Source organism: Salinactinospora qingdaonensis (genome assembly GCF_039539445.1).
GTDB lineage: Bacteria > Actinomycetota > Actinomycetes > Streptosporangiales > Streptosporangiaceae > Salinactinospora > Salinactinospora qingdaonensis.
Map to the genome: position 1 here is coordinate 1 of NZ_BAABDD010000049.1, position 23,261 is coordinate 23,261.

A 23,261-nucleotide genomic window follows, 5' to 3' on the forward strand; every position below is an offset into this window, starting at 1 on the left:
CCCGTCCCGAGAGGTTTTCCTTCCCCGGGGCCAGACCCCCTCAGCCGCCCCCCACTTTCATGCGCAGCCCCTGATCACTACACACCACCTGCGCATAGAAAACACACCCACCCCTCCACCAGCCAACCATTGCGTTGCTTTCTATTCCTTTTTCTTGGAATGTTTCGACAGGTAGTCGATGTAGATCGGCCGTAGCGCCTCATGGAGTCGCGAGTCGCCTCTACGGGCGGCCAGAAGCTCGTTGAACAGTCCTGACGCTTGCGCTATACCCGCCTCTCCCGCTTTCGGGCGATCAGCCATGACTTCAGCCGTAGGGATGCTCCGGATCAACTCCCAAAAGAACCCCACATCCCAGCGGCGCTTCGCGAGGGCTGTCGCCCGTTCCCGCAGCTCTTCTGTCGATAGCTGAGCCAGTTCCTCGTCTTCGTCACTCATCTTTCCTCCCTCACCACGCTCCTTCCCACAGCTACGGCGAGCTATCGGCTACCCTGCCAGTGCATACAGATCTACCCAGCACGCTCACGCCACGTCCCACAAGGACACTCGCGGAAGCGGAGATACGGAGAGGTCGGCCATGAGCGCGTCAGCAGCGGTTCGAGTCATCCTCGCCAAACCAGGGCTCGACGGCCACGATCGCGGAATCAAGATCGTCGCTCGCGCATTGCGCGACGCCGGCGTAGAAGTGATTTACACAGGGCTGCGGCAGACACCCGAGATGATCGTCAACGCGGCGTTGCAGGAGGACGCGGACGCGATCGGCCTGTCCGTCCTCTCCGGCGCGCACATGACGCTGTTCAGTCGCGTGCTCGAACTACTGCGCGACAACGACGCCACCGACATCAAGGTCTTCGGTGGCGGCATCATCCCCGAGGACGACATCCCCGAACTCCAACGACTCGGGGTCGAGAAGGTCTTCACCCCCGGTGCGAGTACCAGCGAGATCACCGAGTGGGTACAGGCCAACATCGCAGCGGTGACAGCCTGACACGTCTGACACGAGCGTCTTTGGCAGGCGGTCCGGACGTCGAGGGAGACGCTGTGTCCGGCGCGTCCAGCCCCGACCCACCACCCAAGCCGCAACCCTTGACCGCGTGTCTCAGCCCCGACGGGTGCGGCTGCCTGCAAGGGGCCGCCCTGGCGGGTGAAAGCGCCGCTCACACCCCAACATCAGCAGTGTGAACCGGTGTGAATCCTCACACTTGGTACCGCCGATCATGGGCATAACCCGGGAAAAAAGCCGCATTCGTCCGGTTCGATGGCTGGTCGACCCCGCCCCGGTGTCCTCTGTCAAGGCCAGACAGAGCTAAGCTTCCGCATGTTGCGGATGGCCTACTTCTGACGATCTTCCAACGCGGCTGATCCTTATAAGGTTCCGCTGCTTGAGGGACACGACCTCCGCACGAGACCGCACAGCCAGCGAGTTACAAGGACGGACCCTCGTGGACCTGTTCGAATACCAGGCGAAGGAAATCTTCGCGGAGTTTGGGGTTCCCGTACCCCAGGGAAAGGTGGCGAGCACGCCCGATGAGGTGCGTGCGATCGCCGAAGAATTCGCGGCGGCAGGTAAGTCCCGTGTTGTCATCAAGGCCCAGGTGAAGACCGGAGGCCGTGGCAAGGCCGGCGGCGTCAAAGTCGCCGACGACGCCGACGACGCCGTTGCCAAGGCACAGCAGATCCTGGGCATGGACATCAAGGGCCACACCGTTCACCGGGTGTTGGTGGAGGAAGCCAGCGACATCGCGCAGGAGTACTACTTCTCCTTCCTGCTCGATCGGGCCCAGCGCACCTTCCTCTCGATCTGCTCCGCCGAGGGCGGTGTCGAGATCGAGGAGGTCGCGGCCACGAACCCCGACGCTGTGGCCAAGGTGTCGATCGACGCTTTGAAGGGGGCTTCCCCCGAGGTCGCGGCCGACATCGTCAAGCAAGGCAAGTTGCCCGAGGCAGCCGCCGCGGGCGCCGTCGAAGTCATCACCAAGCTGTGGGATGCCTTCGTCGGCAAAGACGCCACGCTCGTCGAGGTCAACCCGCTCATCCTTACCGGGGATGGTCGTGTCGTCGCCCTTGACGGCAAGGTCACCCTCGACACCAACGCCGAGTTCCGCCAGGATCTGGAGGCGCTCGCCTCCGCAGCCGAGGGCGACCCGCTTGAGGTGCAGGCGAGGGACAAGGGACTCAACTACGTCAAGCTCGACGGTCAGGTCGGCATTATCGGTAACGGGGCCGGCCTCGTGATGTCGACGCTGGACGTGGTGGCCTACGCCGGCGAACAGCACGGCGGTGTCGCCCCGGCCAACTTCCTCGACATCGGTGGTGGTGCCTCGGCCGAGGTCATGGCCAACGGTCTGGAGATTGTCCTGGGCGACCCGGGCGTGCGCAGTGTTTTCGTCAACGTTTTCGGCGGTATCACCGCTTGCGACGCGGTTGCCAACGGGATCGTTCACGCCTTGGAGCTGCTGGAGTCCCGGGGCGAGGACGTGTCCAAGCCGCTGGTGGTGCGGCTGGACGGTAACAACGCCGAGCTCGGCCGGAGCATCCTGACCGAGCGCGCGCACCCGGCGGTACGCCAGGTCGCCACCATGGACGGAGCGGCCGACCAGGCCGCCGAGCTGGCCGCGGCCAAGTAAAGCTGGGGACAGGGGAAGACACAATGTCGATTTTTCTGAGCAAGGACAGCAAGGTCCTCGTCCAGGGCATGACGGGCGCGGAAGGCAGCAAGCACACGCGCCGGATGCTGGCCTCCGGCACCAATATCGTCGGTGGCGTCAACCCGCGCAAGGCCGGTCAGAACGTGGAGTTCGACGGGACCGCTGTGCCGGTGTTCGGCTCGGTTTCCCAGGGCATGGCCGAGACAGGGGCCAACGTCACGGTGATCTTCGTGCCGCCGAAGTTCGCCAAGGACGCCGTGGTCGAGGCGGTCGACTCCGGCATCGAACTCGCGGTGGTCATCACCGAGGGGATTCCCGTGCATGACACCGCGGCGTTTTGGGCCTACGCCACCGAAAAGGGCAACCGTACCCGCATCGTGGGGCCGAACTGCCCGGGAGTGATCTCGCCCGGCCAGTCCAACGCGGGCATCATTCCCGCAGACATCACCAAGCCGGGGCGCATCGGGCTGGTTTCCAAGAGCGGCACGCTGACGTACCAGATGATGTACGAGCTGCGCGACATCGGCTTCTCGACCTGTGTGGGCATCGGCGGTGACCCGATCATCGGCACCACCCACATCGACGCGCTGGCCGCGTTCGAGGCCGACCCCGACACCGATGCCATCGTCATGATCGGCGAGATCGGTGGCGATGCCGAGGAGCGCGCCGCGGACTTCATCCAGGCGAACGTCTCCAAGCCGGTCGTGGGCTATGTCGCCGGTTTCACCGCACCAGAGGGTAAGACCATGGGTCACGCGGGCGCCATCGTCTCCGGCTCGGCCGGTACCGCCGCGGCCAAGAAGGAAGCGCTCGAAGCCGCCGGCGTCAAGGTGGGCAAGACGCCGAGCGAGACCGCTGAACTGGCTCGCGCGCTGTTCTAACGGCAGAGCGCAATGGGTGGGGCTTTCGGTGAGTTCCACTCGGTGGCTCCCCCACTGTCTTCGGCCCGCTGCCGCTGTGGCGGGCCGAAGTGCTGTTACGGCGCAGGCTTTTCCTCTCCGCGCCGACGGCGCGTGACTCTTCCCGATCTCGTTACGGTCGCGAGCCGCGGCGGCCCCACCGCGGGTGGCCTCCCGCCGGACTACCACAGGGGGGCTGCGCGGCCCCGGCGACACGCCCGGAGTCAACCTTCGCTCCCGGGCGTTGCGGCTGCAAGCATGGGAGCGTGCCTCCAGCTTCTTCCCCGCAGTCGTCCCCCTCCGCAGTCGCCGCTTCCCCAACGTCGGGCAGACGTGGCGCCCGTACGCCCGCCGGAGCGGGAAGGGGGGCCGCCGAGCAGTCCCGACCGTTGTATACGACCGGCGGGATCGCAGCGGCCTCAGCCGCCGCTATCGGCCTCGCCACCTTGATGACGCTCACACTCATCGGCTGGGTGGCTGCCCCGCGCGCGACCTTCGGCGAGAGTGTCGGCGACGTGTTCCGGGTGGCGGTGCAGGCATGGCTGGTCGGTCACCATGTGGGCTTCGCGGTCCCTGGCGGGTCGGTGGGCATGCTGCCGTTGGGCCTGGTGGTCCTCCCGGGCCTGTTGCTGTACCGGGCGGGGCGCCGTCTGGCGCAGCACTGTTGGCTGCCGCGGCTGCGCAACACGTTCTCGGCCGCGTTGGCCCTCGCCGGCCCCTACGCCGCCATCTCCGGGACGCTGGCGCTCATCGGCCGCACCGAGGTGGTGCGTCCAGGTGTGCTGCAAGCTCTCGTCGCGGGGTTCGTTTTGGCGTTCTTGGCGGGGGGCTTGGGGGTACTGCGGCAGCTCCTGCGGGACAAGCGGCTCGGCTGGTCCAGGATGCTGGAGTTGATGCCGGCGCGCTCACGGTCGCTGCTGGTGGGCACGGCCAGTGCGACCGCTACGCTGCTGCTGGCCGGCACAGTGCTGTTCTTCACGTCGCTGCTGCTCAACATCGGCGAAGCGGTGGAGGTGACCCGAGGGCTGTCTCCCGGCTGGGTCGGTGGGGTGCTGCTGGTGTTGACGCAACTGCTCTACCTGCCCAACGCCGTGATCTTTGGCATGTCCTATGCGGTGGGGCCGGGGTTCGCCGTGGGCACCGGCACCATGGTCGCTCCCACAGGGGTGGCGCTGGGGCCGTTGCCACAACTGCCCATGTTGGCGGCGCTGCCCGAGAGCGGTCCCGCGCCGCTGGTTTCGCTCTTGGCACTGGCGGCTCCCTTCATCGCCGGTGGGGTGGGGGGCGCGTGGACACTGCGCAGTGCTCCGGCGGTGGTCAGTGAGGCAGCCCCCCTGTGGGGGTTCGTCTGCGGGCTGACCACGGGAGTGTTGTGCGCTGTGCTGGCGCTTCTGGCCGGTGGCCCGCTGGGGGGTGAGCGCCTGGTCGATGTCGGACCCTCGCCCTGGCAGGTGGGGCTGGTCACCGCGTTGCAGGTGGGGGTGACGGCGGCGGTGACGGCCTGGGTCGCCAACTGGCTGCATTTCCGGCGTTCGGCTCAGGAGCAGGCCGAGCGTGACGCCCCTGATCGTGCGGCGCCGGTGCCGGCGCGGCAGAGCACCGAGAGCGGGGCCGGTGCCGGCGCGGACAGCCGTGGGCGGCGCCGGTGGCCCATACGGCTGTCCTGGCCGTCGCTGCCGCTACGGCTGAGGTGGGGGCGCGCCGCCGCCCGCGAGGAGGCCGACGCCGAGGAGTTGTACGGGATCACCTATGAGGCATGGCGCAGTGAGGAGAGCTCGGTGGAGGCGACCCCGGACGTGGGGGAGCGGGACGCCTCTCGCAAAGTCTGAGGTGCTAGGGCGTGCCTACGCTCATCCCCAGGGCCGGCAAGAACGACTCTGCGCGCTCTTCGGATATGCCCAGTCTTTCGGAGACGGCCTGTTGCAACGTCGCGTCGCACTGGTCCTGGATCTTCACGGTGTGGGCTTGGCTGGAGCACGAGTCCCATGCGCTGCGCTCGTCCCATAGCACAATGTTGAAACTGATGTAGACGATCGAGAGGGCCACCCCGAGACCGCCGATGATTACGCTCATCGTCGCCCCGGGCGCCGTCGCCTGGTTTTGTCGCGCCGCCCGCCGGGCGCGCTGACCTTGGGCGATACCGAAAATCGACAGCAGCACCCCGAAGGGTTGTAGGAACAGTCCGGCAGTGGAGAAGAAGAGTCCCCACAATCCACCCCGTTCCGCATTGGACTCTGGTCCGTCGCTGCGCGTTGACGACGGCTCGTTTGACACCTGTGCTCCTTCGCGGGTGGGGACATGATGGGACTGCTATGGCTGTGCCGACCTGCGTGGTTACGCGCGCCGGCGACTGCGTAGCGGCTCCTGCTGGAATAGACGCTACCGGGTCTTATCCGAATGTGCTTCGCCTCCTCGGGCAGGCGCCTTGGGGTGTGCCGGTAGCCTGCGAAGGCGATAGCGGAGGTGCTCACCCACTTTCCGTCCATCGCCTGTCCTCGCCGCCCGTCCAAAAGACAGAACCTAGCGCCGGGGCGGAGGCGGCCGCCTGGTCGGGGCGGCGGCCTACGGTCCAATCGAGAATCACCCCCCTCAGGCGAGTGAAGACGTTAACGGTAGAGATAAGGTGGGCGCGCGGGCAGGCCGCGTATGCGCTGCCGCCCTCCCGCCATGGGTGCACGCACCGCCCCGATTCTGCGCCGCTCACGACGCGCCGCGCGGGGGATCGCCACGTGCACCCTCGATGCTTCTCACGAGGAGGAATGTCCCCTGTCGGCGCGAGTAGTCGTTTTGGTCTCGGGTGCGGGCAGCAATATGGCTGCCCTGCTCGAAGCGTCCACTGACCCCGCCTATGGCGCGGCTGTTGTGGCTGTCGGCGCCGACCGCGAGGGGACAGAGGGCATTGCGAGGGCCGAGCGGGCGGGGTTCGCCACGTTCGTGACGCCTTTTTCCAAGTTCGCCGATCGAGCGGAGTGGAACGCCGAACTGGCTGAGCGCATCGGTGCTTACGAGCCCGATCTCGTGGTTTCCGCCGGATTCATGCGACTGCTCGGCCCAGAGGTGCTCAACCGCTATACCGTCATCAACATCCACCCCGCGCTGCTTCCCGCCTTCCCGGGTGCGCACGCCGTGCGTGACGCGCTGGCCTATGGAGTGAAGATCACGGGCGCGACGGTGCATATCGTCGATGAGGGAGTTGATACCGGGCCGGTCATTGATCAGGTCGCGGTTCGGGTGGAGCCCGGTGACGATGTGGCGAGCTTGCACGCGCGCATCAAGACGGTCGAGCGCGAGATGTTGGTCGACGTCGTCGGCCGCCTGGCACGCGAGGGGTGGACCCTGCGCGACCGTGACGTGAGGTTGGGGTCAGGTCCCGCCTCTACCCATGAGTAGTCAATCCGGCGACGTGACGGAGGAGAACCGGTGAGCCAGCAGGCCGTTCGGCGTGCGTTGATCAGCGTGTACGACAAGACAGGGCTTGAGGAGTTGGGATACGGGCTCGCGGAGGCCGGTGTGGAGATCGTCTCCACCGGTTCTACGGCCGCCAGGCTGTCCGCGGTCGATGTGCCAGTCACGCTCGTGGAGGACGTCACCGGTTTCCCCGAGTGTTTGGACGGGCGGGTCAAGACGCTGCACCCCCACGTCCATGCCGGGTTGCTGGCCGATCGCTCCAAGAGCGAGCATCAGGCCGCGCTCCACGAGTTGGGGATCGCCTCCTTCGACCTGCTCGTGGTGAACCTCTACCCCTTCGAGGACACCGTGGCCTCGGGAGCCTCGCTGTCCGAGTGTGTGGAGAAGATCGACATCGGTGGTCCGGCGATGGTGCGGGCCGCGGCTAAGAACCACCAAAGTGTTGCTGTGGTCGTCGACCCGGGACGCTATGACGAGGTGGTGGAGACTGTGCGCTCGGGTGGCTTCACCCTGGAGCAGCGCAAGCGCATGGCGGCCCAGGCATACGCCCACACGGCCAGTTACGATGCGGCCGTGGCGTCCTGGTTCGCCGCCGAGTACGCCCCCGATGAGCTGGCTCAAGAGACGGGGTGGCCCGACTTTTCCGCGGTTACCTACGCGCGCACGGCCACGCTGCGCTATGGCGAGAATCCGCACCAGCGGGCGGCGCTGTACCGGGGCAAGGAAACCGGAGGGCTGGCCGGGGCCGAGCAGTTGCACGGCAAGGAGATGTCGTTCAACAACTACGTCGACACTGACGCCGCGCTGCGCGCCGCCTACGACTTCGCTGATCCGTGTGTGGCGGTCATCAAGCACGCCAACCCCTGCGGTATCGCCATTGGCGCCGATGTCGCCGAGGCGCACCGCAAGGCCCACGCTTGTGACCCTCTCTCGGCCTACGGCGGGGTGATCGCGGCCAACCGTCAGGTGAGTGCTGGTATGGCCGAGCAGATCGTCGATGTGTTCACCGAGGTCGTAGCGGCTCCCGGGTTCGACGAGGGGGCGTTGGAGCTGCTCACACGCAAGAAGAACATCCGGCTGTTGCAGATCGTGCCGGCGGCGCGGTCGGCCCAGCCGGATCAGCGAGCCATCAGTGGAGGGCTGCTGCTGCAATCGGCCGACGTGATTGATGCGCCCGGTGACGCTCCCGCCGCATGGGAGCTCAAGGCGGGGCCCGCCGCGAGTTCGGTGATGCTGGCGGATCTGACCTTCGCCTGGCGTGCGGTGCGTTCGGTCAAGTCCAACGCGATCCTGCTGGCGGCCGATGGCGCCACGGTCGGAGTCGGTATGGGGCAGGTCAACCGGGTCGACTCGGCCAAGCTGGCGGTGGCGCGCTCTGGCGATCGGGTCGCCGGTTCGGTCGCGGCCAGTGACGCTTTCTTCCCCTTCCCCGACGGTCTGGAGGTGCTCACCGAGGCCGGGGTGCGCGCTGTGGTGCAGCCGGGAGGGTCGGTGCGCGATGACAAGGTCATCGAGGCCGCCGAGCAGGCGGGGATCACGATGTACTTCACGGGCACGCGCCACTTCTTCCACTGATGCCGTTTCGCTGGCCATCTGCCGACTCTCCGGCGGCACCGGCGCGCCGTGGTGCGGGTACCGCCGGTTGTTCACCCATGGAAGGATGGTTCCGTGACCGCGACGATTCTCGATGGCAAGGCCACCGCTAAGGCGATCCGCACCGAGTTGAGCGAGCGGGTGAGCGCGCTGCGCGCCCGAGGGGTCGTTCCGGGGCTGGCGACGGTGATCGTCGGCGACGATCCCGGCAGCCACTCCTATGTCGCCGGTAAGCACCGCGACTGTGCCGAGGTCGGTATTGAGAGCATCCGGCGCGAGTTGCCGGCCACGGCCTCCCAAGCGGAGGTGGAGGCGGTCGTCGACGAGCTCAACGCCGATCCCGCCTGCACGGGCTATATCGTGCAGTTGCCGCTTCCCAAGGGGCTGGACGAGAGTCGGGTGCTGGAGCGCATCGACACCGCTAAGGACGCTGACGGGTTGCAGCCGGCCAATCTGGGGCGGCTGGTGTTGATGCAGCAGGCGCCGCTGCCGTGTACTCCCCGCGGGATCGTGGAGTTGTTGCGGCGCTACGATATCCCGCTCAAGGGCGCCGAGGTCGTGGTCGTGGGGCGTGGCGTCACGGTGGGCCGGCCGCTGGGGCTGCTGCTGACGCGGCGCAGCGAGAACGCCACGGTGACACTGTGTCACACGGGCACACGTGACTTGGCTGCCCACACCCGCAGCGCCGACATCGTGGTTGCCGGCGCAGGAGTGCCGGGTCTGGTCACCGCCGACATGGTGCGGCCCGGGGCGACGGTGCTCGATGTCGGGGTGACGCGGACCGAGTCGGGGCTGGTTGGCGACGTGGCCCCTGAGGTGCGGGAGACGGCTGGCGCCGTGGCTCCCAACCCGGGCGGGGTCGGGCCGATGACGCGGGCGATGCTGCTGGTCAACCTCGTTGAGGCGGCTGAGCGGCAGGCCGGTTAGCCCTTGGCTGGCGCTGGTGGCGGAGGGGCCTCGTGGGCGGTGAGGCCCCTTGTGTGGTTAGCTCGCTTGACGTTCCCGCTCGACCAGAGGCATGGGTCGGACTAGTCCTAGCGCGACGACCTCGTTGGCCAGGCGGGTGCGGCGGTTGGGTCCTTCGGGGACTCGGAACTTCTGGTAGAGCCGTAGGAGATGCTGCTTGACGGCCGCTTCGGTGACGACAAGGTCCTCGGCGATTTGGCGGGCTGTTGCCGGGGACACGAACGCTTCGTCAGACAGTGCGGGGCGGCACAGCGACGTGAGGACGTCCAATTCCCGCCGGGTGAGTTCAGGGGCCCCGCCTCGGCGCATATCCACCTCGGGCGTGAGCTCCTCCCGGATGAGCCCGCCGATCTTGCAGCGAGCGGCACCGAAGCTGATGACGTCGCCCTCCTCCAGGACCCGGCGGGCGATCGGGCGGCCGTTGACGCGGGTGCCGTTGCGCGACAGTCCCAGGTCGACGACATAGACGTAGGGGCCGCGGCGCACGAACTCGGCGTGTAGTTGCGACACGCTGGGGTCGGTGAGCCGGATGTCGACGCCCTGCCCCCGGCCGACCGTGGTGACGTTGTCGTCCAGGGGGTGGACGTCACCACTCTCCTCGACCCGTATGTAGGGCCCATCCACGGTTGTTCCTCCCATAGTGGGGCGCGGCCGATGGGTATGCTCGCGGCGCTGCGGGACGTCTCTCCTGGCGGCTGGCGTGACGCGCAGGTGTGGTGGGGTGGGGGTCATAGGGGGTGTCCTCGTTTGCCGTGGCACTCATCTCATGACGGGTTACCCGCGCAGCGGCGCTTCTACGCGCCTCTCCGGCAGAGAAGAACACCACGCCTCGCGTGACGCCGCATGTCACCAGGTTCTGGTGAGGCTGAGGATGGGCTTGTCCATGTCCGAAATTTGTCTCGAGTCGTCTCGGAGCGGGGGCAGGGTCAATAGACTGACGGTGTCCACCGCCGATGACACTGTGCTTTCGGGGAGTGCTTCGTCGCCGGGCCGCGCGGGGACGCTGCCGACGCGGCGGTGCGGCCGGTCCCGCCGCAATCGAGGGGCGGTGGTACGACGGTCAGCCTAAGCGGGGTGCGCTAGCGTGAGGTTTACGGTGAGCCAGAAAACGGTGGAGGCAGCGGTAGCACCCGAGTCATCTGAATCCGGCGGGGAACCTTCGGCCGAAGCGTCGGCGCCCAAGTGGGTAGCGCAGGTTCCGTACCTTCTCGTGCTCGCGACCATGTCCGCGGGCATCGTCATCGTGGCGGCAGCTCACTTCAAGCGGGGGCCCGCCCTCATCGCCGGCTCCCTGCTGTTGGGCGCCGTGCTGCGGTTGGTGCTGCCGGCCGAGCAGGTGGGCATGCTCGCGGTGCGGCGGCGCTGGACCGATGTGCTAACCCTGGTCACCCTGGCAATTCTGCTGATCGTTTTGGCCTGGGTGGCGCCGAAACTCTAGGGTTCGCCCTCTAATAAGCTTGATGTCGAGATACCGCGTACGTTGCCGCAGTGGCACCAATGGATTTCCCGGAGCGGCCGGCGCGACATGCGGCCGGTCGGGGGGTCGGGGCTCGCGCAGCGAGTCCACACGGTGCGAACGCGGCCGGGCCGGTGGCCGGCCGGTGCCCGCGCGGCCTCACAGCCACACGACGGCTAGCCGAAACTGAAGGGACAGCCACAAAGCCATGGCCAAAATCAAGGTCGCCAACCCTGTAGTAGAGCTCGACGGCGACGAGATGACCCGAATCATCTGGTCCTTTATCAAGGAGCGGCTGATCCTTCCCTACCTGGATGTCGACCTGAAGTACTACGATCTCGGCATCGAGGAGCGCGACCGCACTGACGACCAGGTCACGGTCGATGCCGCCAACGCCATCAAGCAGTACGGCGTCGGCGTCAAGTGCGCCACCATCACCCCCGACGAGGCTCGGGTGGAAGAGTTCGGCCTGAAGAAGATGTGGCGCTCGCCCAACGGCACGATCCGTAACATCCTCGGCGGTGTCGTCTTCCGCGAGCCGATCATCTGCTCCAACGTTCCGCGTTACGTCCCGAGCTGGACCAAGCCCATCGTCATCGGCCGTCACGCCCACGGCGACCAGTACCGGGCCAGCGACTTCAAGGTGCCCGGCCCGGGCAAGGTGACCATCACCTACACGCCCGAGGACGGTGGCGAGCCCATCGAGATGCAGGTCGCCAACTTCCCGGAAGGCGGCGGCGTGGCTATGGGCATGTACAACTACCGTGCCTCCATCGAGGAGTTCGCGCGCGCCAGCTTCAACTACGGGCTGGACCGCAACTACCCGGTCTACATGTCCACCAAGAACACGATCCTCAAGTCCTACGACGGCATGTTCAAGGACGTGTTCGCCGAGATCTACGAGAGCGAGTTCAAGGACCGCTTCGAGGCGGCCGGCCTGACCTACGAGCACCGCCTCATCGACGACATGGTCGCCGCCGCCCTGAAGTGGGAGGGCGGCTACGTCTGGGCGTGCAAGAACTACGACGGTGACGTGCAGTCCGACACAGTGGCCCAGGGCTTTGGCTCGCTGGGCCTGATGACCTCGGTGCTGCGCACCTCCGACGGCACGGTCGAGGCCGAGGCCGCTCACGGTACCGTCACCCGTCACTACCGTCAGCACCAGCAGGGCAAGCCCACCTCCACCAACCCCATCGCCTCGATCTTCGCGTGGACGCGCGGCCTGCAACAGCGCGGCAAGATCGACAACACTCCCGAGGTGGTGGACTTCGCTACCAAGCTCGAAGAGGTCGTCGTCGCCACCGTCGAGAGCGGGCAGATGACCAAGGACCTCGCGCTGCTCATCGGCGGTGACCAGGACTGGCTGACCACCGAGGAGTTCCTGGCCACGCTCGACGAGAACCTACAGAAGCGCCTGGCCTAACGGAGCGCTCCGCGCGGTTTCGGCACCTGGCGGGGCCGCATCGCGCCACGGGGGCTGCCCGCTGTCACTTATGGCCATGGCGGCGGGTGGCTCCCGTGGGTCGGCAAAGTGCCCCTGGAAGGCAGATCCACCGATTTTGCCTCCCTGTGGGAGAACGCTGGTTCTTCTTTTCTTTTATGGCGGTTAACCTGGGAAAAGACGCAAGGGCGTCACGAAGACCACCCGAGGATAGACGCGCCGTCCCTGGCCTGCTGGGGGGTAGGGCCACGGACCTGCGCGTCACGCAAGAGGCCCGTACTCCGCACTGAGCGGGGTGCGGGCCCCTTTTCGTGCGCGGCAGGTGAGCAACGGAGAGGAACGTGCCCGACGCGACGGCGCCGGTGGGCCACCTTACTCCTGGAGAGCCGACTCGGGGATCTGCTGGCCGTTGCGCATGGCCTCGAACATCTGGCCGGAGCGCTCCTCGTCCCACAGCACCACCGAGCCGACGCCCGCCAGCGTCGGCGTCGAAGAGATCGGGATGGCGGTGGTCGTCGGGTTCTCGCGCATGGCCAGCGCCATGCCGGCGAGATCGCTGAGGTGGTCGCCCTCGTCGACCTCGAAAGTGTCGGTGCCCTCCATGACCAGCGGCACCACCCGGAACGGGTTGAGCAGGGTCCCCGGCGAGGTCGCCTCCGACACCAAGACGCTGAAGAACTCGCGCTGGCGCTGGATGCGGTCGAGGTCGGCGCGAGCCGAAGCGCGGGTGCGCACATAGCCCAGGGCCGTCTCGCCGTCCAGGGTCTGGCAGCCGGCGGGGATGTCCAGCCCTGCCTTGGGGTCCTTCATCGGCTCCTCGGGGCACAGCTCCACACCGCCGACCGCGTTGACGATGTCGACGAACCCGGCGAAGCCGACCTCTACGTAGTGATCGATGCGTACGCCGCTCTCCTGCTCGAAGGTGCGCACCAGCTTGCCGGGGCCGCCGCCCAGCGCGCTGGCGAACGCGGCGTTGATCTTGTTCTCGCCGATCTCGGGGATCTGGACGAGGGAGTCGCGGGGGACGCTGATGATCGAGGGGCTACCGTTGTCGGGCACGTACAGCACCATGATCGTGTCGGTGCGCTTTCCCTGAGCGTCACCGGTACGCAGTTCCTGGCGGTCCTCCTCGGTCAGCCCCTCGCGGCTGTCCGAGCCCACGATCATGTAGGTGTCGCCGGGCTGCTCGCCGGGGCGACCCTCGTAGTCGGTCAGCGCGTCGACGCGCCGTAGTCGGGAGTCGGCCCAAAAGTAGAACCCGGCGGGCAGGATCACCAGGATGACCAGGGCCAGGACAGCGATGGTGCGGCCGCGCCGCCGGCGCATCTCCCGGCGCTGGCGCGACTGGCCGGTGCCGTCGTAGACACGGCCGCGCCCACGCCCCCCTGAGGTGCGCCCCGAGGAGCGCGGCCGTTCCTCGGCTGCGGGCATGCGCCGGGTAGCGGAGGTCTCCCCAGCGGCGGGCATGCGTCGGGTGGCAGAGGTCTCCTCGCCAGTGGAGCGTTCCTCGCGCCGGCGCCTGCGGTCCCCGTGGCGCTTGCGGTACATCCGTTCGATCTGGTCGGGCATGCCTCCATCGGGATCGCGGCGAAACACGCCGGTGCGGTTGTGATCGTCGGGGGAGCCCTGGGGGGTGCGTCCCTCGTTCCTATCGCCCATCGCCCTGGTCGCCCATCCATTCGTGTGGTGTGCGTTTGTCAACGCTTTTGAGCCCCTTGGACTCGCCACAGGGTAGTGAGGTTCACTAGTATCCGTCATTACGCCTTTAGCGGGCATTGAGGCGGCTATAGGGTGGCCGGGCTCGTGGGGCTATGCCGCTCGGGTGCGCGTCCAGGGCCGGTCGCGTTCCCCTCCCGTGCGCGGGGCTGACGGTGTTTCCCTCCGCTCGTGCTTCGATCGCTGCGCGATCTCGGCAGCCTGGGGCGAGCTGCGGCCGGGGTGGGGCGGTCCCGCGAGGGGTGGGCTACGGCCGGGGGTGGTGCGACCTGACGCCTCCCGGGGGCCACCTGCCACAGCGCGGTCGCGCTCGGGACGGGCATGTCCGCCTGCCGTCCTTGCCCGAAAGCCCGCTGCTTGCCGGCGCGGGAGGCCGCGCCCGACGGCGGGCGGGGCCACACCCCACCACCGTCCCCGCAGAGACCACCACCCCCGCCGCTTCCCGCGCGAGATCGATGCCCCGGGGTAGAGCGACGTTCCTTCACCTCCGTGGTTGTCCGTGTTGTTTTCGGTCGCCTTAGTTGTGGTGCTTCCTTCAGGTTGTCGGGATCGCGAAGTGGTCGAGTTCGTGGTTGTCCGTGTTGTTTTCGGTCGCCTTAGTTGTGGTGTCTCCTTCAGGTTGTCGGGATCGCGAAGTGGTCGAGTTCGTGGTTGTCCGTGTTGTTTTCGGTCGCCTTAGTTGTGGTGCCTCCTTCAGGCTGCCGAGGTCGCGAAGCGATCGAGGCACGAGCGAACGGCAAACTCTCCAGGCACATCCCACCCCCGGCTTGACAACCCCATAGAAGTACCCCGGGGCCTTTGCCGGGGCGCTCACGACGGCACCGGACAGGCGCGCAGACCGCCGGCCGCCTTAGGCAGGCGAGGCGCCCCCGCCTGCCCGAACGCGCGTGCCTTCCGGCGCCGCTCCTGGGCCGTGCCGCCGGGAGCGCCCTAGCGCAACGCGCAATCGCCCCTTGCGGCCCACGGTGAGCAGCGGCCACCCCAGGGTGCGCAAATGTCACTTCCCCGCCGAAAGCGCCCTCAGAGCACCTGCCGTGCGGCGTCGGCGGGGGTGGCCACGCCCACCTCGGGCAGCGTCCAGCCCCGGTCGGCGAACGCCGCGGCGATAGCCGCGCACACGTCGTCGATCCGGTCGTGGGCGACCAGAGCGACGGCGCTACCGCCGAAGCCGCCGCCGGTCATGCGGGCGCCACGCGCCCCGCCGGCGCAGGCGGCCTCCACCGCCAGGTCCAGCTCCGGGCATGACACCTCGAAGTGGTCGCGTAGCGACAGGTGCGAAGCGTTGAACAGCGCGCCCAGATCGGCCACGGCATTGGCGCGCAGCAGGCCGACCGCGGCGTTGACCCGGTGGATCTCGGTGACGACGTGCCGCACGCGGCGGCGCAGCACCGGGTCCGTGAGGTGTTCGAGGGCGGCGTCGAGGTCGCTCACGTCGCGTAGTGCCGCCACGTCCAGGATGCGCGCGGCCTCCTCGCACTCGCGCCGGCGCTGGGCGTAACCGCCGTCGGTGTCGGCGATGCGGTGGGTCACTTTGGTGTTGATGACCAGCAGCCGCAGCCCTGCCTGGGCCAGTGGCAGCGTGACATTGCGCGCGCCCAGGCTGCGGCAGTCCAAAAAGAGCGCATGGTCGGCCTGGCAGCGCAGGGAGGCGCTTTGGTCCAGGATGCCGCTGGGGGCGCCGACGAAGTCGTTTTCGGCGCGCTGGGCTAGGCGGGCCATCGTCTGGCGGTCCTGGGCCAGCCCGGTCGGGTCGAAGGTTTGGGCCAGGGCTAGCGCGGTCGCGCACTCCAGGGCCGCCGACGACGACAGTGCGGCTCCGGCCGGCACGTCGGAGTCGAGGTACACGCGCGCTCCCGCGCCGGTCGCCGGCAGGTGTCCGGCATGGCGCAGGGACCACCACACGCCGGCGACGTAGCCGCCCCAGTTGGTTACCGTGGGCGGGTCGGCCGTCAAGGTCGAGGGGGTGAACGTGACCGGCTCCTGCGGGTACTGCGCCGAGCGCACCTCCACCGTGTCGTCGTCGGTGGGGGTCAGCGCCAGGGTCACGCCCCACGGCAAGGCCACCGGCAGCACCAGGCCGTCGTTGTAGTCGGTGTGTTCGCCCATGAGGTTGGCGCGGCCCGGGGCGTGCCACACCCCGGCGGGGGCGTTGCCGTAGGTTTCGGTGAAGGCGGCGCGCACGCGCTGGGCGGTCTCCTCGCGCGGCTTGGGCTCGATCATCGGTGGGCGCTCCTTGCGTAGTGGGGGCTCGGATGTCGGTGATCGTTGAGGAGAGCCGCCGCGGCGTCGTAGCCACGTTCGCAAGCTGTGCAGCACGCCACCGCCGGTGCTCATGGCCGTTCTCCCGCTGGTGTCGCCGAGGCGGCGGTGCCGGTTTGGTGGAAGGCCCACGCATCGGCCACGATCTGGTGCAAGTCGCTGCGCCGGGGCTGCCAGCCCAGTTCGGCTTGGGCCAGGGCGCTGGAGGCGACGAGGACGCCGGGGTCGCCGGGGCGGCGCTCGGCCCGCACCGCGGGGATGGGGTGGCCGGTGACCTCGCGGCAGACCTCGATCACCTGTTGGACGGAGAAGCCGGTGCCGTTGCCGAGGTTGTAGATGTGGTGTCTGCCGGGGGTGCAGTTGGCCAAGGCGAGCAGGTGGGCCTCGGCGAGGTCGGCGACGTGGATGTAGTCGCGTACGCAGGTGCCGTCGGGGGTGTCGTAGTCGTCGCCGAAGACCGACACCGTGGCGCGCTCGCCCAAGGCGACCTGCAACACGATGGGGATGAGGTGGGTTTCGGTGGTGTGGCGCTCGCCGTAGCGCTCGTAGGCTCCGGCCACGTTGAAGTAGCGCAGGCTCACCGCGCCGATGCTGTGCATGCGGGCGTGTTCGGTCAGTGCCGCGTCGATGGCGGCCTTGGAGCCGCCGTAGGGGTTTCCGGGGCGTACGGCGGCGTCTTCGGGGATCGGCACTTCTTCGGGGTCGCCGTAGACGGCGGCGGTGGAGGAGAACACGATGCGGTTCACGCCGGTGGCGCGCATCGCCTCCAGCAGCGCCAGGGAGGCGCCGACGTTGCCGTGCCAGTACCGCTGGGGGTGCGCCATGGACTCGGGCACCACCGACCGGGCGGCGAAGTGGATGACCGCTTCGACCCCTTCGGCCAGGACTGGCGCGGCCTCGCGCACGTCGCCTTCGACGAAGGTCGCTGCGTGCGGTACGGCGTCGCGGTGGCCGGTGGAGAGGTTGTCCAGCACTACCACGTCGTGGCCGGCTTCCAAAAGTTGGGCTGTGACGACGCTGCCGATGTAGCCGGCGCCGCCGGTTACCAGGATTTTCACCGTGTCTCCTTGGCGTCGGTGTCGGCGGGGTGCTGGTAGGCCGCGCGCAGCCGGTGTGCGGCGTCTTCGGGGGCCACGTCGTTGATCCAGGCCGCCATGCCCGATTCGGAGCCGGCCAGGTACTTCATCTTTCCCGGGGCGCGGCGCAGGGTGAACAACTGAAGGTGCAGGCCGAAATCGGGGTCGGGGGCGCCCGCGGTGTCGAAGGGCGCTTGGTGCCAGGCCGCGATGTAGGGGGTGGGGCTGTCGAAGAGGCCGTCGAAGGCGCGGACCAGCCCCAGGTAGAGGTGGGCGAGTTCTGCGCGTTGCTCCGCGTCGAGCAGGGGCAGGGTGGCGGTGCGGCGCAGGGGGAACAGTTTGACCTCGTAGGGCCAGCGCGCGGCTGCGGGGACGAAGGCGATCCAGTGCCGGCCGCTGGCCACGACGCGCCGCCCGGAGGTGTGCTCGGCGGCCACCACGTCGTCGAACAGGTTGCTGTCGTGCTGTTCGCGGTAGCGTCGTGCCGTGGCCAGCATCTGTGCCATGCGTGGGGGCACGAAGGGGTAGCCGTAGATCTGGCCGTGCGGGTGGTGCAGGGTGACGCCGATCTCCTCGCCGCGGTTCTCGAAGGGGTAGACGCAGGCGACTTCGGGCAGGGCGCTGAGTTGTTCGGTGCGGTCGGCCAGGGCTTCGATGACCGTTGCTACGCGGTGGGGTCGCAGTTGGGCGAAGGAGGAGTTGTGCTCGGCGGTGAAGCAGACCACTTCGCAGCGGCCACCGGCGTCGGTGCGGCGCCGCAGGGCCGGGTCGGTGGGCTCGGGTGGGGGCGTCGCCGCGGGAGCGGGGTGGTCGGCCGAGCGGGCGAAGGAGGGGAAGCGGTTCTCGAACACCGCTACGTCGTAGTCGGCGGCGGGCACCTCAGTGAGGTTATCGCCGCTGGTGGGGTCGAGGGGGCACTGGTCGGGCGGGGGCAGGAAGGTGCGGTTCTGCCGGTGTGAGGCCAGGGCCACCCATTCGTCGAGGAGGGGGTCGTGGCGGAGTTCGGAACCGGAGGCGGCCGGGTCGAGGGGGCGCCGGTCGGGCACTGTGGCGCGCCCGGTGTCGGGTGTCTCGTCGTAGTAACTGATCTCCCGGCCGTCAGCGAGCTGGGCGGTTGATCGCCATACGGGTAGCTTATGCACATTTTCAATCTAAAGCATAAAGTTCCAGACAGAAAACAGTCTTCTTCGATCAGGAATGATCGAACGTTGGGGGAGGGGGTGCGTTGTGCCGCCAGGCCCGGCGGGGGCGCGTGTATTCCGCTACGGTTGGTGTGGCCAGGTACTACGCTGCCTCGATAACGGTGGCGCGGCCGGTCGACCGGTCCGCGGACGAGCCGCTGCGGGCTAGTCTCGGCGGTGCCACCGAGCCCGGTAGGCGAGGCGACGTCGGGGGGAGCCTTTCGTGGCGACACAAGGGCGGGGGCTCACCGATCAACTGCGCTCCTACCGTGAGGCGGCCACAGAGACCTACTGGTCGCTGCGGCGGCGCCATCTCTGGTTCGACCACGTGGTCCGCGCCTACGAACGCTACTCCGATCGCTATGGCAGCCACCTGGCCGCCTCGGTCACCTACTTTGCCTTCCTGTCCTTCTTCCCCCTGATCGCCCTCGCCTTCTCCCTGCTGGGCTATGTCGTCACCGTCAACGTGGAGGTGCGCGACTACCTGGAGCAGGGGATCGCCTCGGCGCTGCCCGGGCTGGCCGAGCAGCTTCCCCTCGACCAGATCGCCCAAGCGCGCGCCGGCGCCGGCATCATCGGGCTGCTGGGGCTGCTCTACACCGGCCTCGGCGCGATCTCGGCGCTGCGTCAAGCCCTGCACATCATCTGGCTCAAAGACGTCTCCGCGGGACCCAACGTCGTCCTCGCCAAGCTCCTCGACGTGGTCGTGGTGGTGGCGCTAGGGCTCGCGCTGGCCGGTTCGGTCGCGCTCACCAGCATCGCCCAGGCCGCCAATCAGTGGCTGCTCGACCTCGTGGGCGGAGCCGCGCTGCGGGAGTCGCTGGCCGCAGTCCTGTTCACCCGCCTGTTGGGGCTGGTCGTCGCGATCGGCGCCGATCTGGGGATCTTCTTGCTGCTGTTTCGCCGGCTGTCGGGCACCACCCGTTCCTGGCGCGCGCTATGGCGCGGTGCGCTGTTGGCCGCCGTGGGCTTTGAGATCCTCAAGGCACTGGGGGCGCTGCTGATCAGCGGAACACTGAACAATCCCGTCTACGCCTCGTTCGCCGTCTTGGTGGGCCTGCTGGTCTGGATCAACATCGTCATGCGGATGCTGCTGTTCGCCGCGGCGTGGACGGCCACGGCGCTGGCCGTTCCCCCGCCGTATGAGGGAGCCGTCCCCGTTGGCCTGCCGGTCACCGCCACGGCCGCCGAACCCGCACGGCTCGTCCTCGCCCCCGACACGGCCACCGCCGCCCCCGCAGCAGCCCCCCGGCCGCCTCCGCAGCGCCCCCGCCGCGGCCGGGCACGGGTGTGGCTGCGCCGGCTGGCCACTCCGGTGGCCGTGGCCGCCGGTGTCGCCATCGGCCTCGTATGGTGGCGCCGCACCCGGGCGCGGTGAGGTGCCGGCGCCGCGTCGGCCACCGGCCGGAGTCGCGTCACGTTACGGCTTGGTCACGTGCCGGCTGTCGCGGTCGACGTTGGGTAACGTGGCTAGAGGAGCCGGTGTGCCGAGTATGCCGCCTCGGATGACGGGGAGCACGCCGCCACCGAGCCACGGCTCGGCGCGCCGACTGTGGTTCATGGTCCGCAGTGGCGAGGCGGGTTCTGCCCGCCCGGCCGTGCTCGGTGCCGCCTGCTACGGCTCCGGCGCCTCGCAGGCCCAACGACGGGTGTGCGCTCACAGTTCACGCGCTCTCGCCTGAACCCATCGCCAGTGCCGCCGCGGTCACCGCCGCAAGGAAACGTGGAGTCGCTCTATGCAACGCATCCGCTGCCGCGGCAACGCCCCCTTAAGAGCGCGTTGCGAACCGGCGGGCAACCGCCTACGCCCCCAGCGCGGAGGTTGAGACCGTGGCCATTGAGTTCAACGCATCCGAGCGCGCCACGCTCGGAGTCGAATGGGAGCTGCAACTCGTCGACACTAGCACCCGCCATCTGCGCCAGGAGGCCCAGCAGGTGCTGGCCGACCTGCCCGACCTCAGCCAGGGCGACGGCAAACCGCCGCTGCGCCATGAGCTGATGCAATGCACGGTCGAGGTGGTCACCGGCATCTGCGAAACCGTCGAGGAGGCCCGCGCCGACCTGTCCGCCAACATCGAGCGGCTCCAGGGCGTGCTCACCCCGCGTTCGGCCGCACTGCTGTGCGCGGGCACCCACCCCTTGGACGACTGGCGCGACCAGACCCTCTCCCCTGTGCAGCGCTACGGTGAGCTGATCGACGAGATGCAGTGGCTCGGCCGCCGCATCCTCACCTTCGGTGTGCACGTCCACGTGGGGGTGCGCTCCAAGGAGAAGGCCATCCCCATCGTCAACGCGCTCGCCGCCTACCTGCCGCACTTCTTGGCGTTGACCGCCTCCAGCCCGTTTTGGAGCGGCCACGACACCGGGCTGGCCTCCAGCCGCTCCATCGTCTTCGGCGCGCTGCCCACCGCCGGACCCCCGCCGTACCTGGCGAACTGGCCGGTTTTCGAGGACTACATGAACACCCTGCTGCGGGCCGGGACCATCGCCAGCATCAAAGAGGTGTGGTGGGACGTCCGTCCACACCCCGATTTCGGTACTGTCGAGATCCGGATGTTCGACGGTATCCCCACCCTGCGCGAGGTGGGGATGGCCGCCGCGCTCTCCCAAAGCCTGGTTCACCTGTTCGAGCAGCAGCTTGATCGGGGCTACCACCTGCCCAGCCCGCCGACGTGGGTGGTCAACGACAACAAATGGCGCGCCACGCGCCATGGCCTTGACGCGCGCATCATCGTCGACGAGCGCGGTGAGACCATGCCGTTGCGCGACGACATCTACGAGCTCATCCGGGAACTGCAACCGGTGGCCGACCGTCTCAACTGCGCCGAGGACCTCGCCGTCATATCCGAGGTTCTACGGCACGGCGCTTCCTACGAGCGGCAGCGGGCGGTCATCGAGCAGGGCGGGACCATCAACGACGTTGTCGACGCGCTGGTGGCCGAATTCCAGGCGCAGGACTTCCGCGCCGCGGCCACCGCACTCGCCGACCCAGGCGTCGAACTACAGCCACACACCCGACCGGGCGGCGACACCGCCGACCCCGACCATCCGTCGAGAAATAGGGGGCCCTCGCATGCAAGGGCGTGACCTGCGGGACCAGTTGACGTCCTTTCTGGCTCGCCGGGAGCGGGAGTTCATCGAGTTCCGTCGTGACCTCCACCGCCATCCCGAACTGGCCTTCGCCGAGCACCGCACCACCCAGCGCATCGCCGAACAACTGCGCGAGGTAGGGCTGACACCCACACCCCTGCCGCAGGGCACCGGACTCATCTGCGACATCGGCTCCGGCGACGGCCCCACGGTCGCGCTGCGCGGCGACATCGACGCGCTACCGCTCAACGACGAGAAAGACGTCGCCTACCGCTCCACCGTGCCCGGCGCCGCCCACGCCTGTGGCCACGACGTCCACACCACCGTTTTGCTGGCCACAGGGATCTTCCTCGCCCAGCAAGCCAAATCCGGCGTGCTCCCCGGCCGAGTGCGGCTGCTCTTCCAACCCGCCGAAGAACTGCCCGGCGGCGCCCGCGAAGTCATCGACGCCGGCGGGCTCGACGGCGTCGACCGCATCTTCGCCCTGCACTGTGACCCCCGGCTGCGCGTGGGCGAGGTGGGACTGCGCTCCGGCCCCATCACCGCCGCCTGCGACCAGTTGCTCGTCCGACTATCGGGGCCGGGCGGCCACACGGCCCGCCCCCACCTGACCACCGACCTCGTCTACGCGCTGTGCAGCGTCGTCACCGAGCTTCCCGCCGCGCTGTCGCGCCGCGTCGACCCTCGCGCCGGCTTCAGCCTCGTCTGGGGCCGCGTCAGCTCCGGCTCGGCACCCAACGCCATCCCCGACGACGGGGTCGCCGAAGGCACGGTGCGCTGTCTCGACGAAAAGGCGTGGCAGCAGGCCCCCGACCTCATCGGTGAACTCGTCGACGCGGTGGCCCAAGCCTACGGCGCCACGGTCGAACTGGACTACCGCCGCGGCGTGCCGCCCACCGTCAACGAGGACACCAGCGTGCGGATGCTGCGCGACGCCTGCGCCCGCATGTTCGGCGAGGACGCCGTCGCCTCCACCGCCCAAAGCCTCGGCGGTGAGGACTTCGCCTGGTACCTGGAGCGCATCCCGGGCGCGCTGGCCCGACTGGGCACCCACAGCCCCGCCGCCGGCGGCGGAGCCATGCTCGACCTGCACCGCGGCGACTTCGACGTCGACGAACGCGCCATCGGAGCGGGAGTGCAGCTCATGGCGGCCACCGCCCTCACCTCCCTGTGGGAGGCCGGCCGTTCGCAGAGCGAAGGGGCCGAAGAGCCCGTCGAGGACACCGCCATGGCCTGACCCGCAGGCGGCCCGGCACGCTCGTAGCCGTCACCCCGTACCGGTCGGCACGCCCGTGCCGCATTTCTCCTCGGTGTGCCGGAGCCGGCCACGCTCTACTGTGGGCCTACCGTGGACAACACATGTCGAAGCCCACGGCAGCGACCCAGCCACCCGCGACCGTAGGGGGGTGCTTCTATGGTTTTGTCAAGTGGTCTGGGTGGCTGCTGGTTGGTAGAGCGAGCCGTCGCGCAGCATGGCGAACAGTACGTCGCAGCGTCGTCTGGCCAGGCACAGCAGCGCTTGGCCATGGCG

At 68.5% G+C, this 23,261-nt stretch carries 19 protein-coding genes; 12 read left to right on the plus strand and 7 right to left on the minus strand.

The genetic code is table 11. The features are described 5' to 3' along the window. Nucleotides 1-141: 141 nt before the first annotated feature. Complete coding sequence (locus tag ABD848_RS24100; RefSeq protein WP_344977205.1) at nt 142-435, minus strand: hypothetical protein; 294 nt, start codon at nt 433-435, stop codon at nt 142-144. Nucleotides 436-574: 139 nt separating this feature from the next. On the opposite strand from ABD848_RS24100, the gene ABD848_RS24105 reads away from it, so the two are divergent. The 4 genes from ABD848_RS24105 (at nt 575) to ABD848_RS24120 (ending at nt 5,373) form a co-directional block, all read left to right on the plus strand. Next, a complete protein-coding gene (locus ABD848_RS24105; RefSeq protein ID WP_344977208.1) occupies nt 575-985 on the plus strand; it encodes a cobalamin B12-binding domain-containing protein in 411 nt (136 codons plus the stop codon). Between the two features lie 454 nt (nt 986-1,439). Continuing rightward, nucleotides 1,440-2,624: an ADP-forming succinate--CoA ligase subunit beta gene (sucC, locus tag ABD848_RS24110; protein ID WP_344977212.1), complete on the plus strand. Its 1,185-nt coding sequence runs from the start codon at nt 1,440-1,442 to the stop codon at nt 2,622-2,624. Between the two features lie 23 nt (nt 2,625-2,647). Next, nucleotides 2,648-3,526, plus strand: a complete 879-nt coding sequence (sucD, locus tag ABD848_RS24115; RefSeq protein ID WP_344977215.1) for a succinate--CoA ligase subunit alpha — start codon at nt 2,648-2,650, stop codon at nt 3,524-3,526. Nucleotides 3,527-3,933: 407 nt separating this feature from the next. Then, on the plus strand, nt 3,934-5,373 hold the full coding sequence (locus ABD848_RS24120; protein WP_344977219.1) for a cell division protein PerM: 1,440 nt from the start codon (nt 3,934-3,936) through the stop codon (nt 5,371-5,373). A 4-nt stretch (nt 5,374-5,377) separates the two neighbouring features. Here the strand turns inward: ABD848_RS24120 and ABD848_RS24125 are convergent, their stop codons facing one another. After that, nucleotides 5,378-5,818 carry a DUF4190 domain-containing protein gene (locus ABD848_RS24125; protein WP_344977222.1) on the minus strand — a complete coding sequence of 147 codons (441 nt, stop codon included), beginning with the start codon at nt 5,816-5,818 and terminating at the stop codon, nt 5,378-5,380. A gap of 537 nt (nt 5,819-6,355) precedes the next feature. Here ABD848_RS24125 and purN point away from each other — a divergent pair. The 3 genes from purN (at nt 6,356) to ABD848_RS24140 (ending at nt 9,472) form a co-directional block, all read left to right on the plus strand. Then, complete coding sequence (gene purN, locus ABD848_RS24130; RefSeq protein ID WP_344977260.1) at nt 6,356-6,934, plus strand: phosphoribosylglycinamide formyltransferase; 579 nt, start codon at nt 6,356-6,358, stop codon at nt 6,932-6,934. Nucleotides 6,935-6,964: 30 nt separating this feature from the next. After that, nucleotides 6,965-8,527 (plus strand): bifunctional phosphoribosylaminoimidazolecarboxamide formyltransferase/IMP cyclohydrolase, encoded by a 1,563-nt coding sequence (gene purH, locus ABD848_RS24135; protein ID WP_344977225.1) that lies wholly within the window; start codon nt 6,965-6,967, stop codon nt 8,525-8,527. 93 nt (nt 8,528-8,620) lie between these two features. After that, a complete protein-coding gene (locus ABD848_RS24140; protein WP_344977228.1) occupies nt 8,621-9,472 on the plus strand; it encodes a bifunctional methylenetetrahydrofolate dehydrogenase/methenyltetrahydrofolate cyclohydrolase in 852 nt (283 codons plus the stop codon). A gap of 57 nt (nt 9,473-9,529) precedes the next feature. On the opposite strand, the gene ABD848_RS24145 is transcribed toward ABD848_RS24140, so the two are convergent. Beyond that, nucleotides 9,530-10,135, minus strand: a complete 606-nt coding sequence (locus ABD848_RS24145) for an FHA domain-containing protein (protein WP_344977231.1) — start codon at nt 10,133-10,135, stop codon at nt 9,530-9,532. 472 nt (nt 10,136-10,607) lie between these two features. Here ABD848_RS24145 and ABD848_RS24150 point away from each other — a divergent pair, with 472 nt between their 5' ends. Next, the gene (locus tag ABD848_RS24150) at nt 10,608-10,949 is read left to right on the plus strand and encodes a DUF3017 domain-containing protein (protein ID WP_344977234.1); all 342 of its coding nucleotides are present in this window, start codon (nt 10,608-10,610) and stop codon (nt 10,947-10,949) included. Between the two features lie 226 nt (nt 10,950-11,175). After that, the gene (locus tag ABD848_RS24155; protein ID WP_344977237.1) at nt 11,176-12,390 is read left to right on the plus strand and encodes an NADP-dependent isocitrate dehydrogenase; all 1,215 of its coding nucleotides are present in this window, start codon (nt 11,176-11,178) and stop codon (nt 12,388-12,390) included. A gap of 390 nt (nt 12,391-12,780) precedes the next feature. Here ABD848_RS24155 and ABD848_RS24160 read toward each other — a convergent pair whose 3' ends face one another. The 4 genes from ABD848_RS24160 to galT all read right to left on the minus strand — a co-directional run bounded on the left by ABD848_RS24160 (nt 12,781) and on the right by galT (nt 18,601). Continuing rightward, entirely contained in the window at nt 12,781-14,067 is a 1,287-nt protein-coding gene (locus ABD848_RS24160) for an LCP family protein (protein WP_344977240.1), read from the minus strand. A 1,077-nt stretch (nt 14,068-15,144) separates the two neighbouring features. After that, nucleotides 15,145-16,344, minus strand: a complete 1,200-nt coding sequence (gene galK / locus ABD848_RS24165; protein WP_344977242.1) for a galactokinase — start codon at nt 16,342-16,344, stop codon at nt 15,145-15,147. Between the two features lie 110 nt (nt 16,345-16,454). After that, entirely contained in the window at nt 16,455-17,441 is a 987-nt protein-coding gene (galE, locus tag ABD848_RS24170; protein ID WP_344977245.1) for a UDP-glucose 4-epimerase GalE, read from the minus strand. Continuing rightward, nucleotides 17,438-18,601 (minus strand): galactose-1-phosphate uridylyltransferase, encoded by a 1,164-nt coding sequence (gene galT, locus ABD848_RS24175; protein WP_344977248.1) that lies wholly within the window; start codon nt 18,599-18,601, stop codon nt 17,438-17,440. The genes galE and galT overlap by 4 nt, the downstream gene beginning before the upstream one ends. Before the next feature lie 262 nt (nt 18,602-18,863). On the opposite strand from galT, the gene ABD848_RS24180 reads away from it, so the two are divergent. The 3 genes from ABD848_RS24180 (at nt 18,864) to ABD848_RS24190 (ending at nt 22,967) form a co-directional block, all read left to right on the plus strand. Then, entirely contained in the window at nt 18,864-20,018 is a 1,155-nt protein-coding gene (locus ABD848_RS24180) for a YihY/virulence factor BrkB family protein (RefSeq protein WP_344977251.1), read from the plus strand. Between the two features lie 452 nt (nt 20,019-20,470). After that, nucleotides 20,471-21,727 carry a glutamate--cysteine ligase gene (locus ABD848_RS24185; protein ID WP_344977254.1) on the plus strand — a complete coding sequence of 419 codons (1,257 nt, stop codon included), beginning with the start codon at nt 20,471-20,473 and terminating at the stop codon, nt 21,725-21,727. Further along, nucleotides 21,714-22,967: a M20 family metallopeptidase gene (locus ABD848_RS24190; RefSeq protein ID WP_344977257.1), complete on the plus strand. Its 1,254-nt coding sequence runs from the start codon at nt 21,714-21,716 to the stop codon at nt 22,965-22,967. The genes ABD848_RS24185 and ABD848_RS24190 overlap by 14 nt, the downstream gene beginning before the upstream one ends. The last annotated feature ends 294 nt before the right edge of the window (nt 22,968-23,261 follow it).

Bases quoted from the DNA above. Each gene is read 5' to 3' on its own strand.
- ABD848_RS24160 (WP_344977240.1), bottom strand. From the start codon at position 14,067: ATGGGCGATAGGAACGAGGGACGCACCCCCCAGGGCTCCCCCGACGAT.
- galK (WP_344977242.1), bottom strand. From the start codon at position 16,344: ATGATCGAGCCCAAGCCGCGCGAGGAGACCGCCCAGCGCGTGCGCGCC.
- ABD848_RS24105 (WP_344977208.1), top strand. From the start codon at position 575: ATGAGCGCGTCAGCAGCGGTTCGAGTCATCCTCGCCAAACCAGGGCTC.
- sucD (WP_344977215.1), top strand. From the start codon at position 2,648: ATGTCGATTTTTCTGAGCAAGGACAGCAAGGTCCTCGTCCAGGGCATG.
- ABD848_RS24100 (WP_344977205.1), bottom strand. From the start codon at position 435: ATGAGTGACGAAGACGAGGAACTGGCTCAGCTATCGACAGAAGAGCTG.
- ABD848_RS24155 (WP_344977237.1), top strand. From the start codon at position 11,176: ATGGCCAAAATCAAGGTCGCCAACCCTGTAGTAGAGCTCGACGGCGAC.
- purN (WP_344977260.1), top strand. From the start codon at position 6,356: ATGGCTGCCCTGCTCGAAGCGTCCACTGACCCCGCCTATGGCGCGGCT.
- ABD848_RS24190 (WP_344977257.1), top strand. From the start codon at position 21,714: ATGCAAGGGCGTGACCTGCGGGACCAGTTGACGTCCTTTCTGGCTCGC.